Here is a 12,190-nt window from a genome sequence, read left to right as displayed (position 1 = left end):
GGCAATATCAATATGGGCGGGGGCAATTCCACCACGTTGATGATTCTTGTAGTGATTGTGATTGCGGCGGTGTTGCTATGGAAAAAGAAGTAATTGAAGTCGTGACGCAATCGAAACGTGCGCTTGGTGAACTCAAGCCCGCGTTTCGCGCTTGCCCTGATGCGTATGTCGAGCTGTGCAAAGCGGTCAAGGATGGCCGCGTGAGTCTGTATCGCCTAATCAGCAATGAAAATGATCTCATCATTGCGGGTGAGCGAGACGGGGATAACTACTTTTTGTGGGGCGTTGCGGGTCGTGGTCTGCGTTCGGGAATTATCCAGTTATGCAAAGTGGTGAAAGCGGCGGGCATGTCATCCATGACCGCCGACACGGCCTTTGATGGCGTTGCCCGCTTGGTGCGTTCAATTGGCGTCACCGCCAAGCAAGACGGTGACTTTATTCGTTTGGATTTGGGAGTGCAGTAAATGGGTAGTTCTAAATCAAAATCGAGTAATACCAGTAACACGACTAACGTCAGCGGTCAGAATGCCATTAGTGGCGATAACCTCGGTGTGGCGATTTCGGGTGTGAACAACTCGACCATCAACACCACCATGACCGACCACGGCGCAGTGAACGCCGCCATGGAACTTGGCGAACAGGCCTTTGAGTTTGGCGGGGAGATGCTCAACAGCAATGAGCGCATTTCGCTTGAAGCGATGGACACCACGCACGACATAGCCGAAACCGCCATTGATGAAGTGGCCGATTTTGCGGGCGACTCCTTGGCAACGTACGCCTCAACCAACAGCGAAAATCTCGATATGTTGGCGGGACTGGCGGGCAGTCAAGCGGCGCAGAACTCGAAGAATCTGCAAGCCATGATGGACTTGGCGAAATTCAAACAAGACGGCGGGCAAGTCGAAACAAGCAAGATGATGGTGGTATTAGCAATCGTGCTTGTGTTGGTGCTTGGCTACGTAATGGTGAAGAAACGATGAACACGCAACTATTAGCGGGTCAAGCCATCCCGCTGACGCCAGATGGTAATTGGCTGTATCTGAAAGCGGCGCAAGCTGAAATCGAAATCTATCGTGAATCGTCCGGCGAGCGCGTCACGCTTGGCAAGTCGTCTGTGTTTAACGTGGGCGAGGGTAAGCACCTTGGGCGTTTGCTTATCTCAAGTCGCACCGATAACCAGATTGAAATTCAGTTTGGTTTTGGGACATTCACGCCGCCCGTCGAGGGTCAAAGCGTCGTGGTTCAAGCACTGCCGAACGTGGTGATTGAACAGCAACCCGCGGTAGAAATCGCGCCCAATCAACAACTGGCGGTGAGCCAATTGCCTGCCGTACACATTGCAGCAAATCAACAACTGGCAGTGTCTGCGCTGCCTGCTGTTGAACTGGCAGCCAATCAGAAATTGGCGGTGACGTCATTACCATCGGTGGAAGTGTCTGCATTGCCCGCGGTCACGCTCGAAGCCGCGCAAGTGGTCAAAGTGGATGAGCAAGTCAGTGGAAACCTCATCACCGAAGCAGTGAGCGTGTTCCCGCACAACATTGCACAAAACACCACACGCAAAGCCATCACGATTAAGGCCGCAAAAGCCAATAGTGCCTCGGTGTTTATTGATGCGTTTGAACTGGAAGCGGGCGAACGCATCACCATTGAAAGCACGGCCGACATGACCTTAACAGGCACGGCGGGTGACACCGTCACGACTATGGAGATTTAACGCATGGGACAAGTACGAGAAAACCTACCCAACGGCGACCCACGCAACAAAATTGAATACTTGGCCGATTGCATCGACGATGCTAAGGCCGCCAGTACAGAGAGCGCAAGCGACGCACCGCAAAACCTATTGGTAAACCCTGAGTTATCGCATTCCGGTGTTGATTTGGCGATGGGCTCACCGCATCAACTGCGTTGGCTCACCAATGCCTACACCTACAAAGACCAAGCCGCCAACCAAATGCACCTTGGGCGCAGTTTTGGCCGTCCGGCTCCCGTAGGTTGGGGCGTGGAAGTCGTGCCGATTGATGGCGTGAGCGATTATCACAGCGTGGCGTACTCAAGTCTTGGCGGTGATATTGAGAAATTCGACTACACGGCCAAAGCGTCCTATCTGCTGGCAACAGGCTCAAACAGTCGCGTGTTGCATTTCAGTGTGTTCAGTGCGCCTTTTGACCGAGAGCTACGAGCACTCAACGATGAGGGCACCGCGTGGGTGCCAGAAAATCAATCGTATAGCTTGTTTTTCCGTGGTGAAAAGAACACCGCCGTGCGCTTTGGTTTGCTTGAACTTGATGCAAACGGCGATTTCGTCGGGTATGTGGCACAAGCGCAGATTCCCGCCGAAGCAGGGTTTAACCAGTTTTCACAAGCATGGTTGCACGGTATCAAACTCCAAGCGGGCGGTTTGTACGCTTACTTTGTGGAGTCAGATACCAGTTTGGGCGAGTTCACTTCAAGCCCAGTCAGTGCGGGCGTGTTTTTAAACCCTGATGAACTGGACACCATTCCAGACCTGACGCCGAGCGATACCGCCACTCGCCGTTTTCGATTAACGGAGTCGTTTGGCGAATTCAGCAAAGCAGATGTTGAAGCGGGCGTTCATCTCAACGTGAGTAAGTTCCTGATGCCGTTTGGCATGGAAAAGCACCTTATCTTTGCGAGCTTAAAAGGCACGCTAGGATACTACACCGTGCAGAACTTGCCCGCCGAAGTGGTGAAAACCCGTTATGACCAAGTCAGTGTGCGCGGAGCGGTTGCCGATGCAACCACTGTCATCATGGCGTACTACTCGGAATCGCCTGTGCACTTGAATTACTTCAACTCAGCCAACTATCAAGCGGTGTAGTTATGCCGCTATTTATCTTTGTCATCATACTCTTAGGGATTGGAGCCTTTACTATGACAACCTCAACCACATCAAGCGTTCGCGGGATTCGCATTCATAACCCGCTTAACATTCGCATTGCCTCTAATGCGTGGAAAGGTAAGGTGACGCCGTCACGTGATAAAGCCTTTGAAACCTTTAAAGCGCCCGAATGGGGTTTTCGAGCCGGAGCGATTTTGCTGCGTAACTACCAGCTACGCCACGAACTGCACACACTAACCGAAATCATTCACCGCTTTGCGCCACCAAACGAAAACCACACGGCCAACTATGCACGCTTTGTCGCGGGTCGCGTTGGCGTCGGTATGGATGAGCGCATTGATTTGGTGAACAACAAGCCGCTGTTGGTCGAAGTCCTCCACGCCATGAGCATCATGGAAGTGGGTCGCCATTACAGCAAACACACGGTGCTGAAAGGCGTCAATCTGGTTTAAGGAGAAACACAACATGTTTGAACGTTCAACAATAAAAGGCTTAACGCTTCTCGGTTCTGTTATCGCTGCGGCAACGGGCTACGGCCATTTATTCAGCGTCGAATTGACCGACACGGGCGTCAATTTTGGCGGTGCGGTTGGCTTAGCGATTCCCGCCGTGATTGGCGCTTATGAAGCGTTGCCGGACAAGTGGAAACCAAACAAAAAAGTAGGGGGCTTGGATGGAGAGCGCCCTAGTTAACGCCTTATCTGGTCTGGGCTTTTCGTCTGAATCGCTTGTGCTGTTTGCTTTGATGGGTATGAATCTGAAATACCAGATAAGTATCAACAAAGCACTCACAACAGGTCTTCAAGATATGCGCGAACGGGTCTTGGTCATGGAAACTAAAAGAGTGCAATAATACTCATATGATAAACAATTGCTTTCATGGTAATTTATCCTTTATAAAACTTAGTGGATTTGGAGTTATGAAAGCATTTTTTATCAAAGTATTGTTCGGACTTGCAGAGAGAATTGAGTGGCTACTTAACCATCGTGAGCATTATGTCAGTTGGAGAAAAGCTGGAGTATTCATGTTGACGCTCTCTACACTGGCGTTTATGCAGGTTAGCTTAGTAATCATACCTGTAGAAAAAGAAGGTAAATTTAATCTGTTTGAAACAGAAAGAATTGAGCAAGTCGATATCAATGATATCTCAAAGCATGAGTGTAAGCTCGAATCCGAAGCTTACACACAGTGTTCGATGGCGAAGTATCACATGAGCAATGTAGATGCCATGCTTCCGTTGTTCACTGGTGCTGCTAAGTGGTCGTTGTTTGTTGGAGCTGTTTTTGTGTTTCTTTCATTTTTCGGAGGGATTGAGTCGAAAAGTTTAGAGTTTCGGGAGTGGAAAAAACTTAACAACTCGAATTCGACTGATTCAATGAATAGCAATGAGACAAATGAAAGTGAAAACGAAACTCCGCGACAGATTTCAAATGATAACTAATAACGATTTACACAGCGAGTAGGGAGCCGATACTTTTGGCTGGTCGATTGACCTCGACAGGCTTCAAATGAATGCCACCAAAGCAGAGGCCTAAAAAAGCCGAACCCTTAGCGATGGGGTTCGGCTTTTTTGGTGACCTATGTCAGTTGTGCAAGTATTTGGCTTAGGTTAGAGTTGTGTATTTAGGCCAGTTTATAAAAAATGTAATGAACAAAGAAACGCGAAATAAGATTAGAGTTGCACAAATAAAAAGCGAAGATATGTTTGTAGAGCGTGCAAGCTTACAGTACGAAGTGAATAGATGTAACGGATTTCAAGCTACTTTCGTGGCTTGCTTTATTGCTTGGTTCAGTTTGTATTTAACAGAGGCAATAAAAACAAATGAGGATGTTTTTGTAATTCTAGCGATGTTTGGGTTAGTCACGATGCCCTTAATGACAATTCTTTACTATCGAAAAGGTAGAAAACTAAGTTCGGAGGCTGCTAGAATTGAAGCGAGAATACATATGAATAATATGTTTAATCATGATAACTCAAGGGAGGGTACATGATGAATAATCTACACTTGATCATCCCTTTTATTGGTTTGGTTGCCTTGGTTGCATTCGTCTATTTTGATGCTTTCAGAGATAGAGAAAAAAAGCAAATTAAGATTCATGACAATGTATCCAGATTGTTGGATAGTTATGATGAGGCCATTTGGGATGCTTACATAGCCCAGAAATCTGAGTTAAGCGGTGCCTCTTTAAGCGGTGCCTCTACTGGCGCTGAGACCGCTGAACCTAAGCAAAAGAAAAAAGCAGCTTCCACAACAAAACAGACAAGAACCTCTACTGTAAAATACAAAGATGAGATGTTAGAGGAAGCACTTGAGGCACTTGAAGCACTTGAAGGCGCATCTCTTGTTAAAATCTCGGAGTTGGCAGGTCACGCTGAAGTCATTGCAAGCGTTGGAGGCAAATCAACCAAATTCACGACCATGCGAGAACAGCAAATAGAAAAGCGACGAAAGCAGCGAATGAGATTCGGGAAACCAAAGATATATGTCGGCAGGCCTATAGATAAGCTTGATGACGAAAAACACTATACGATAATAAAAACTCCGAAAGTTTAAAGATTGACCCTAAGCGACCAAAAATATTGGTCGTTTTTTTTATTATCTAGAGCTTACTTAGGCTCAATAGTAAACAGTTATCTTTTCTTACTCGGTATCCATTCTGCCGCCTTCATTCGACGGCCGCCACGAAACGGCAAGACGTTTTCTTTGGCAGGATAAACCTTGGGATACTCAAAGTGTCCGTACATTTCCACAAACTGACGATGTTCGTCACGCCAAAACACAAAGCTTTCCAGTTCTTTAGGGCTGAACTCACGACCAGATGGTGTGATTAACACCGCACGTTGCTCACAAACTCTAAAACCAGACCAGCGGATGTCATTAGGCAAATAGCCAAGTGATTTGATGAGTAGAAGTTTTTCTGCCATCGGGTTGATTGGAACCGTGCCATCGAGCCAACGGGTGATTGTCGGTTTAGACACATGAAAATATTCAGCGCCTTGCTTGATGGAGGTAAACTCACGCCAAAAGAGTGTGCGGAATGATTCGTGAAACATGACAACGCTCGCATATTGAATAACTGACTAAAAATATTTTTCTTGTTGTTTTGGGCGTTACCGAACGCAACATTATGTGGCGGTCAGGTTTTTAGTGGTTTTTCGTTGATTGCACAAAACGAACGTCACGAATAGTACAAGTAACTTGCGTTATGGAAATCGACAAAATAAAAAATTACGGCTTGGTTATCAGACACTTATGAAACGCTTAATCAAAGAGTTAGCCTTTGTTAACAAATTACCCCTTAGTGCGCATTATGCGACGTTATGTTGAATAAAGTTTCATACAGATTACATATACACCCTTTTGATTATCAGGGTATATATGACGAACTTTCGAAAAATGAGCAAGAATTACGTTTTTCGTGAATTTGAATGCGGTTTAAGTGTAGAAGAGACAGCAAAACTATGTTTTAAAAGTGTGAGGGCGGTCAAAAATTGGGATGATGGAAAACCCATACCGCCCGAATGCAAACGCCTGATGAGAATGACCAAGGGGAGGGAACTAGCCACCTCCGAAGCTTGGGAGCACTTCAAGATGCACAAAGAAACATTAGAACTACCGACGGGGCAACTCGTAACACCACAAGAAATACTAACCGGAATAGCGCTCCTAGAGATAGGCGCAGAACCGGACATGAAGAACGTGAGCAGGCTACTACGATATGCAAGAGCAATTGCCAGAATGAAGAAATAAAAAAAGACCCTGAAAGGGGTCTTACTCACTAAGTGCATTTAGGGCATTGACAAAATTACTTGTCTTAGATCTCAACACCCTTAACTCATGCTCAAGCTCATACCTACGCTCCTTTTCTAACTCATACCTTTCCTTGTAAGAGATCGCCATATAACCACCCTTAATCAATGCCTTTGACATGGTAGTTTGCTCAGTCAGCTCAGAAAGAGCATCAAGCATTTCCTTATGCTCATCAGTGTTTCTAATCGTAATTGCCATCATTAATACCTCTTCCCCAGGAACATTTAACAATGAAATGATAGCATTTTTAAAATCGATGTCCCAGGGAAGATTGTGATAATGATTGCATTTCAACAATGTTTCCTGGAATGCCGGTTCAATTTTAGATAGCAAAATGTGTTTACCTGGTAAGCACGTTTTTAATCGAGAAAGGAGAAAATCAGTAGATTAGGAGTGAAGACTTTCACCCCGTATTACTACCCACAGGACAACTAGTTACACCTCAAGAGCTCCTAACTGGAATAGCTTTACTTGAAATTCAATCACCTAGTGACACAGAAACGCTTACAAGACTCGTTAAATATGCTAGATGTATAGCCGGACTTAAAAGGCAATAAATTTCATATAACAAGCGTCAAGGGCTTATAAATGAAAAAAATACTATTACTAGCGGTGAGTTTATCTACGCCTTGCTATGCAGGATTTAGTGGCACATCAGGTCAGAGTTCAGCAAGTGGGTCATATTTCAAAACTGAATATACGATAAGTGACAGAGCACAATTTCACATAGGTTGTGGCATTGGAACAGATAAGAAAGCTTTCTCCATGATAGGGTTGAAACATCCTAGCTTTTACTCTTGGCATGGAGTTTCAAACATACAGTTAAAAGTAGATGGAGGAAATAGTATCTCGATCAAAGGAGGCTCTAAAGAATATGACGACATGTATTATTCAAGGAACCCGCCAAAAGAACTATTTCAGCAAATTGTAAGTGGTAAATCAGTCGAGGTGAGCTTCTTTAATGGAAAACGTAGGGTGACTTTTTCCCTAGCCGGGAGTAAGAAGGTTTATACAAAGTTATGGAAAGAATGCGGGCTATAACTCGCTAACGCTCAAACACTGGCGCGCTACGCTTGCAGGTAGTCTAGGTCAGTGCAAGGCCTTAAGTTACGGGGGAATTTACCCCCGTGATACAGAACGGGGGTTTGCCCTCCGCTGCGCTCCTCCTCCTCAGTCTTCGTCGTCGTCACTTATTGTCGGGCAACCGCCAAATAGGAAAATCAATCTCGACACTCGATTGATTTAGAGAACTATGGGAGAGACGAGATAGAGCCGACACTTGGGAGTGCCCTGGGCGTTTTGAATGGTCTAGCAGGAAAGGAGGGCGGCAGAACCCAAGTGAGTTTGGGTTGCTAACCGCGCCGATTAAGTGGGGAGGCTATCTTTAGTTAAGTGGGCGGCTTGGTGCCCCGTCGTCGCTCCGCAACTCCTTATCCCTGCGGGGCTGTTTTCGTGGAGACAAATACCAACCGAAAAAAATCCCCAAAGAAAATATCCAAAGCAAATCTAAGAACTCCAAGGAAGCAGAAACCCAAAAAAGCAACTCAGCTCCCTTTAGATTCACCGTCGACCAACTGATGAACCCAGTAATACCAATCAGAGAAGTCATAGCCACTACGAAGAATCCAGCGCTTATCCCTTGCAACTTGTCTATAAGATTCATACATCCTCACCTCACATCAAAAAAGAGTTTTCACTCATCGCTTGACCTCGCAGAGAGCCAATACTAGCGACATCCGTCTCAATGGAATCATCACGACCACCACGGTCATTAGTGGATGGTTCGCACGTTATCAAGCTTTTAAGCTCACCTTGTTTGAGAACCATTAAGCATTCGTCCAATAGCTCAAATTGAACATCCACGGCATCGAGATAACGCTTGTTGATTGAATAAAGCCCGTCGTCGGTATAAGCGTTAATCACCACATCAAAGTTAGCCGTTCTCAGGTTGATTCCGTTTTTCTGTTTAATGATCGTCTTCTTATGGAAACCAGACAGATAAGCAGATTGAAGCCCCTCAAAATAGAGAACATCCGTTACAGGAACAAAAGGAGAGCCGCCTTGCTGACTACTCGAATTAGCAGTCCCACCGCTAGGTAAAACAGAATCCCCTTGAGCAGACGTCGAAGCCCGTCCAGCCGGAACAGATTCCAAATTTTGGCTGTTAGTTTTCGTCTCAAGTTCATCTGTTGAAACCTGACTTTCATCTTCAGTAAGTAAATCCATAGCGCCATAAATAAAATACACCGGACAAGCAATCATTAAGAACAAGGCTAGAAAGAATTTCGGAGAGCGAAACAGCGTATTCAAGCCACCTGATTTAGTAGCCGCACCCGTACCCGTAGACTTATAGAGTAGATGCGCTTCTAATGGGATTTTTTGAGGGAATAGGTTTGCGTCTTTCTTTTGCGGAATGACTGGTTTAGTCACATTGGTAGGGTGTTTGTATATCCACGGTTTACGCTTAGCAAAGAAAAAACCATCCCTATTTTTGTGAAAGAAAGCTTGCTCAGCACACGCCTTAATTGAGCTATCTATCTGTTGCCAATCGGGAGAGAGCAACTCAATATCCCAGTTGTATTTTCGATGACGCATAAAGCCCTCGTTATAAGTTAACGGGTAGATTATGCGACCATTTTCGTCGTATTCAGCCACGCCTAAATCGTCTATCTCGCACGATTGCAACGTACTCAAATCAACAGGAACGTGGCGAGAATCGAAAAACTCCTTATAGCCTTTAGGTAGGTTTGGGAGAAATTCTTCTAAAGGGCGATATTTTATTTTACGACCATCAAATCCGATGTTTTTAGAAAAGATATCCTGACACTCATCAATGACAATGAGCGCGTTAAGAGGGCACCAACAGAAGAAATGCTGCCAGAGTTCAATACCAATTTCAGAGCGCGAGAAAATACGAATCAACTTAGCAGATGAAGGGAATTTAATATTCAAGCGGTTTTCAATTTCTTCTAAGGGCTGCATACCCTCAAAGTTGGTCACAACCACACGACCAGCCTTGAGAGCAGGGAGAATAACAAACCATGCCGTGTAAGCGGATTTATAAGAGCCATTGCCACCCGTTCTAATACTAATTGCCATTGTTGTTACCTCGACATTCTCATTACAAGTGCAGTAGTGGCACAATTGGCATAAATAGCCATCCCATCAGGAACTTTAAATAATATCCCCCAGTAACGAAGCTCAGAGGGGAGTAAGTTAAACAAATCAGAGAATAGGGAGCTAAAACCAATCTCATCTAATAATGTTGTCGCCACCAAATAAGAGATACGCAGAAACTCAATCATCACCATGAATTTCATTTTTATCCACCATGCTTGGAGCCACACAAAAGCCGCATCAAAATAGCTACCTGCATTACTGAAATAGTTAAGAATGGTCTCACCCATATTGGTGATGTATTGAAAAAACTCATACATTAGAAAGCCCCTCCGATTGCTCTTATCCCTAACAAGCCAAATACAAACAAAACCACCGCCCCGATGATTCCTGCGTTATCCTGTAACGCTGCCATAACTGCATTCTGTTGACGGACTACATTTCCGCGAACCGTGAGTTCGATGTTATGAGCGTTGTAATCACCGCCGTTAACATCAGACGTAAAGTTGAAGTAAGCGCGGTACTGGTTTAGCAAATCCTTATACTCATTTTTAAGGACAGTAATTTCAGCGTTTAAGTTGTGTAATTGGGTAGCTGAATAAAGGGGAACAACAGCACCACCACCGCCACCATCAACCATAGGTTTACCTAACCCCTCAATAGCATCGACCACATCACCAAAGCCCTTTTGGTTAGTTGATTCCAAGTCGCCAAGGTCATTGGATAGCTGACCAAAGCCGTTGTTTAAAAGGTTGTTTGCAGAAGTAAGCAAGCCATTGGTTTGATTACCAATATCAGACAACATATCTGATTGTCCTTTGATAGCGTTAGCCACATGGTTTGCATTATCGACAACCGTATCGGTATTTAAATCAACCGACGCCTTGAGAGCATCCAGAGCGGATTTGGTTTCAGCTTGGTTTTTATTCATGTCGTTATTGATACCAGTTAGCTGAGAGTTAACATCCTTATTCATCGCCTTAATAGCCGCTAGAGTGTCACTAGTATTATCAACATCCGGCTCAGGTTTATCAGGGTCAGTAGAACCACCACCGCCACCGCCAGATGGTTTATCAGGGTCGCCTAAATCGCCACCCGTCGGAGGGTCTATATCAGTATCACCCGAACATTCCGGCCAGTTTGGGGAAAAGATGGTACAGGACTCAGGTGGAGGAACGTCACACCAATTATTATCTGGCGTACAGCACATACCGTATTCTGGATTCCAATCAGGATGAGTCTCGTCACATTTACTATCATCATCCAAACAAGCAGGAAATGAAGGGGAGCCAGGCTCACAAGACTCAGGAGGAGGAGGATTACAAGTCATATCTAAGGATTCGGTTGCATCACTACAGGAAACCTCAGGAGACCAACCATTCCCCTTATCAAAACACGAATCTTTGAACTGATTCATCTTTTCTATAGTGTCAGGGCGACTACAGAACGGTGGAGGTGGCGGCTCCTCACACTGACCCGTATCAGGATTCAATACCTCATCATTGGGACATGACTGAACGATATTAGCACTTGCCACCCAAGACCGACCATCAAACTGACCGTACTTGTAATAATCGCAATAGAACTTATAAGAAGAAATAGAACAGTTTTTTACAGAATAACCATCTGAAGTGGTAGCACTACAGTTCCTAACAGCAGTACTGTTATAAGTCGAACCGACCTTAAAACACGCCTTTAAACCACTATCATAAACCGTATAAAGCGAAGCATAAGCACTAAAGGAAACACCAAAGAAAAGAAAGAGCAAAGCAATGCTTTGTTTAATACTCATTTGTATTCCTTATAAAAAAATAACGCCCCACTAGGAGGCGTTAATACCAGACTTAAAACCCCCAACGAATCCACCGAACATCGAGAGAGCGAAAAGTAGGGTGAGTATGGCGGTTAACGTCTCTTGCATAGTGATTACGAACGCATCGCGCCAATCATCATACGAAGACCAAAACCGATAGCCGCTAGACCAATCAGACCAACCACAACTAGCGTGTAGTTTGCTTGACCTTCATTAACAGCCGTACCGATAACTTCAGAGTGGTCAGCAGCGAAAGTAGAGCCAGACGCTACCGCAGTAGCCAAAAGAACAGATAGTTTTTTCATAGGAATATCTCCAAAAGGTTTTACAGGATTAGGCTTTACCAAGCCCTTTAACGATTCGTCCGAGCACGTGACCGGACACAAAAGAGAGCAGCAAATAACCCGTTATCTCAGCGTAAAATGCTGCATCAATATCAAACTCCAAGTTTGCGCGAGTCGCCATCAACTGATAGTCGTCATTGCTCACCACTACGAACGTGCAATTGGCTAACGGCTCGTAGGGGAAAGCTTTAATCGTTCCATCAGTGAGGATTTCCGCACAGACTGAGAGAGTCATAA

Annotated in this window: 19 protein-coding genes; 12 read left to right on the top strand and 7 right to left on the bottom strand. The window is 45.2% G+C overall.

The window, feature by feature from the left end; all coding sequences use genetic code 11:
* The first annotated feature begins 77 nt into the window (after positions 1-77).
* From D8S93_RS18790 to D8S93_RS18740, 10 genes are all read left to right on the top strand, one after another.
* Entirely contained in the window at positions 78-464 is a 387-nt protein-coding gene (locus tag D8S93_RS18790; RefSeq protein WP_029823319.1) for a hypothetical protein, read from the top strand.
* On the top strand, positions 465-980 hold the full coding sequence (locus tag D8S93_RS24860) for a hypothetical protein (protein WP_005457437.1): 516 nt from the start codon (positions 465-467) through the stop codon (positions 978-980).
* A complete protein-coding gene (locus tag D8S93_RS18775; RefSeq protein ID WP_152814727.1) occupies positions 977-1,717 on the top strand; it encodes a hypothetical protein in 741 nt (246 codons plus the stop codon). Before D8S93_RS24860 ends, D8S93_RS18775 begins: the two co-directional genes overlap by 4 nt.
* A 3-nt stretch (positions 1,718-1,720) precedes the next feature.
* The gene (locus tag D8S93_RS18770; RefSeq protein WP_152814724.1) at positions 1,721-2,845 is read left to right on the top strand and encodes a TasA family protein; all 1,125 of its coding nucleotides are present in this window, start codon (positions 1,721-1,723) and stop codon (positions 2,843-2,845) included.
* Positions 2,846-2,847: 2 nt separating this feature from the next.
* Positions 2,848-3,318, top strand: coding sequence for a hypothetical protein (locus D8S93_RS18765; RefSeq protein WP_029865452.1), 471 nt, complete (start codon positions 2,848-2,850; stop codon positions 3,316-3,318).
* A gap of 13 nt (positions 3,319-3,331) precedes the next feature.
* Complete coding sequence (locus D8S93_RS18760) at positions 3,332-3,559, top strand: hypothetical protein (protein WP_152814722.1); 228 nt, start codon at positions 3,332-3,334, stop codon at positions 3,557-3,559.
* The gene (locus D8S93_RS18755) at positions 3,540-3,719 is read left to right on the top strand and encodes a hypothetical protein (protein WP_152814720.1); all 180 of its coding nucleotides are present in this window, start codon (positions 3,540-3,542) and stop codon (positions 3,717-3,719) included. The genes D8S93_RS18760 and D8S93_RS18755 overlap by 20 nt, the downstream gene beginning before the upstream one ends.
* Before the next feature lie 67 nt (positions 3,720-3,786).
* Positions 3,787-4,308 carry a hypothetical protein gene (locus tag D8S93_RS18750; RefSeq protein WP_152814718.1) on the top strand — a complete coding sequence of 174 codons (522 nt, stop codon included), beginning with the start codon at positions 3,787-3,789 and terminating at the stop codon, positions 4,306-4,308.
* Between the two features lie 206 nt (positions 4,309-4,514).
* Positions 4,515-4,859 carry a hypothetical protein gene (locus tag D8S93_RS18745; RefSeq protein ID WP_152814716.1) on the top strand — a complete coding sequence of 115 codons (345 nt, stop codon included), beginning with the start codon at positions 4,515-4,517 and terminating at the stop codon, positions 4,857-4,859.
* Positions 4,856-5,422, top strand: coding sequence for a hypothetical protein (locus D8S93_RS18740; RefSeq protein WP_152814714.1), 567 nt, complete (start codon positions 4,856-4,858; stop codon positions 5,420-5,422). The genes D8S93_RS18745 and D8S93_RS18740 overlap by 4 nt, the downstream gene beginning before the upstream one ends.
* Before the next feature lie 77 nt (positions 5,423-5,499).
* Here the strand turns inward: D8S93_RS18740 and D8S93_RS18735 are convergent, their stop codons facing one another.
* Complete coding sequence (locus D8S93_RS18735; protein ID WP_152814712.1) at positions 5,500-5,922, bottom strand: phage protein; 423 nt, start codon at positions 5,920-5,922, stop codon at positions 5,500-5,502.
* 343 nt (positions 5,923-6,265) lie between these two features.
* On the opposite strand from D8S93_RS18735, the gene D8S93_RS18730 reads away from it, so the two are divergent.
* Entirely contained in the window at positions 6,266-6,619 is a 354-nt protein-coding gene (locus D8S93_RS18730) for a regulator (RefSeq protein WP_413743279.1), read from the top strand.
* A gap of 21 nt (positions 6,620-6,640) precedes the next feature.
* On the opposite strand, the gene D8S93_RS25050 is transcribed toward D8S93_RS18730, so the two are convergent.
* The gene (locus D8S93_RS25050; protein ID WP_227484008.1) at positions 6,641-7,012 is read right to left on the bottom strand and encodes a hypothetical protein; all 372 of its coding nucleotides are present in this window, start codon (positions 7,010-7,012) and stop codon (positions 6,641-6,643) included.
* 255 nt (positions 7,013-7,267) lie between these two features.
* Here D8S93_RS25050 and D8S93_RS18720 point away from each other — a divergent pair, with 255 nt between their 5' ends.
* Positions 7,268-7,720: a hypothetical protein gene (locus tag D8S93_RS18720; protein WP_086494970.1), complete on the top strand. Its 453-nt coding sequence runs from the start codon at positions 7,268-7,270 to the stop codon at positions 7,718-7,720.
* 633 nt (positions 7,721-8,353) lie between these two features.
* Here D8S93_RS18720 and D8S93_RS18715 read toward each other — a convergent pair.
* The 5 genes from D8S93_RS18715 to D8S93_RS18695 all read right to left on the bottom strand — a co-directional run bounded on the left by D8S93_RS18715 (position 8,354) and on the right by D8S93_RS18695 (position 12,188).
* Complete coding sequence (locus tag D8S93_RS18715; protein ID WP_152814708.1) at positions 8,354-9,778, bottom strand: zonular occludens toxin domain-containing protein; 1,425 nt, start codon at positions 9,776-9,778, stop codon at positions 8,354-8,356.
* A 5-nt stretch (positions 9,779-9,783) separates the two neighbouring features.
* Positions 9,784-10,116, bottom strand: a complete 333-nt coding sequence (locus tag D8S93_RS18710; protein ID WP_005376274.1) for a DUF2523 family protein — start codon at positions 10,114-10,116, stop codon at positions 9,784-9,786.
* On the bottom strand, positions 10,116-11,588 hold the full coding sequence (locus D8S93_RS18705) for a chemotaxis protein (protein WP_152814706.1): 1,473 nt from the start codon (positions 11,586-11,588) through the stop codon (positions 10,116-10,118). Before D8S93_RS18705 ends, D8S93_RS18710 begins: the two co-directional genes overlap by 1 nt.
* Positions 11,589-11,722: 134 nt before the next feature.
* Positions 11,723-11,914, bottom strand: a complete 192-nt coding sequence (locus D8S93_RS18700) for a hypothetical protein (RefSeq protein ID WP_152814704.1) — start codon at positions 11,912-11,914, stop codon at positions 11,723-11,725.
* A 28-nt stretch (positions 11,915-11,942) separates the two neighbouring features.
* Positions 11,943-12,188: a hypothetical protein gene (locus D8S93_RS18695; protein WP_005376279.1), complete on the bottom strand. Its 246-nt coding sequence runs from the start codon at positions 12,186-12,188 to the stop codon at positions 11,943-11,945.
* Positions 12,189-12,190: the final 2 nt, after the last annotated feature.

The organism is Vibrio sp. VGrn 2 (assembly GCF_009361695.1).
GTDB classification, from domain to species: domain Bacteria; phylum Pseudomonadota; class Gammaproteobacteria; order Enterobacterales; family Vibrionaceae; genus Vibrio; species Vibrio diabolicus.
This window is presented reverse-complemented; position numbering and strand designations above follow the sequence as displayed.

What these genes read in the sequence shown, in the direction of transcription:
- D8S93_RS18710 (WP_005376274.1), bottom strand. Translation starts at nt 10,116, where the DNA reads ATGTATGAGTTTTTTCAATACATCACCAATATGGGTGAGACCATTCTT.
- D8S93_RS18745 (WP_152814716.1), top strand. Translation starts at nt 4,515, where the DNA reads ATGAACAAAGAAACGCGAAATAAGATTAGAGTTGCACAAATAAAAAGC.
- D8S93_RS18740 (WP_152814714.1), top strand. Translation starts at nt 4,856, where the DNA reads ATGATGAATAATCTACACTTGATCATCCCTTTTATTGGTTTGGTTGCC.
- D8S93_RS18720 (WP_086494970.1), top strand. Translation starts at nt 7,268, where the DNA reads ATGAAAAAAATACTATTACTAGCGGTGAGTTTATCTACGCCTTGCTAT.
- D8S93_RS18700 (WP_152814704.1), bottom strand. Translation starts at nt 11,914, where the DNA reads ATGAAAAAACTATCTGTTCTTTTGGCTACTGCGGTAGCGTCTGGCTCT.
- D8S93_RS24860 (WP_005457437.1), top strand. Translation starts at nt 465, where the DNA reads ATGGGTAGTTCTAAATCAAAATCGAGTAATACCAGTAACACGACTAAC.
- D8S93_RS18735 (WP_152814712.1), bottom strand. Translation starts at nt 5,922, where the DNA reads ATGTTTCACGAATCATTCCGCACACTCTTTTGGCGTGAGTTTACCTCC.
- D8S93_RS18760 (WP_152814722.1), top strand. Translation starts at nt 3,332, where the DNA reads ATGTTTGAACGTTCAACAATAAAAGGCTTAACGCTTCTCGGTTCTGTT.
- D8S93_RS18765 (WP_029865452.1), top strand. Translation starts at nt 2,848, where the DNA reads ATGCCGCTATTTATCTTTGTCATCATACTCTTAGGGATTGGAGCCTTT.
- D8S93_RS18705 (WP_152814706.1), bottom strand. Translation starts at nt 11,588, where the DNA reads ATGAGTATTAAACAAAGCATTGCTTTGCTCTTTCTTTTCTTTGGTGTT.
- D8S93_RS18695 (WP_005376279.1), bottom strand. Translation starts at nt 12,188, where the DNA reads ATGACTCTCTCAGTCTGTGCGGAAATCCTCACTGATGGAACGATTAAA.
- D8S93_RS18755 (WP_152814720.1), top strand. Translation starts at nt 3,540, where the DNA reads ATGGAGAGCGCCCTAGTTAACGCCTTATCTGGTCTGGGCTTTTCGTCT.
- D8S93_RS18750 (WP_152814718.1), top strand. Translation starts at nt 3,787, where the DNA reads ATGAAAGCATTTTTTATCAAAGTATTGTTCGGACTTGCAGAGAGAATT.
- D8S93_RS18770 (WP_152814724.1), top strand. Translation starts at nt 1,721, where the DNA reads ATGGGACAAGTACGAGAAAACCTACCCAACGGCGACCCACGCAACAAA.
- D8S93_RS18715 (WP_152814708.1), bottom strand. Translation starts at nt 9,778, where the DNA reads ATGGCAATTAGTATTAGAACGGGTGGCAATGGCTCTTATAAATCCGCT.
- D8S93_RS18790 (WP_029823319.1), top strand. Translation starts at nt 78, where the DNA reads ATGGAAAAAGAAGTAATTGAAGTCGTGACGCAATCGAAACGTGCGCTT.
- D8S93_RS18775 (WP_152814727.1), top strand. Translation starts at nt 977, where the DNA reads ATGAACACGCAACTATTAGCGGGTCAAGCCATCCCGCTGACGCCAGAT.
- D8S93_RS18730 (WP_413743279.1), top strand. Translation starts at nt 6,266, where the DNA reads ATGAGCAAGAATTACGTTTTTCGTGAATTTGAATGCGGTTTAAGTGTA.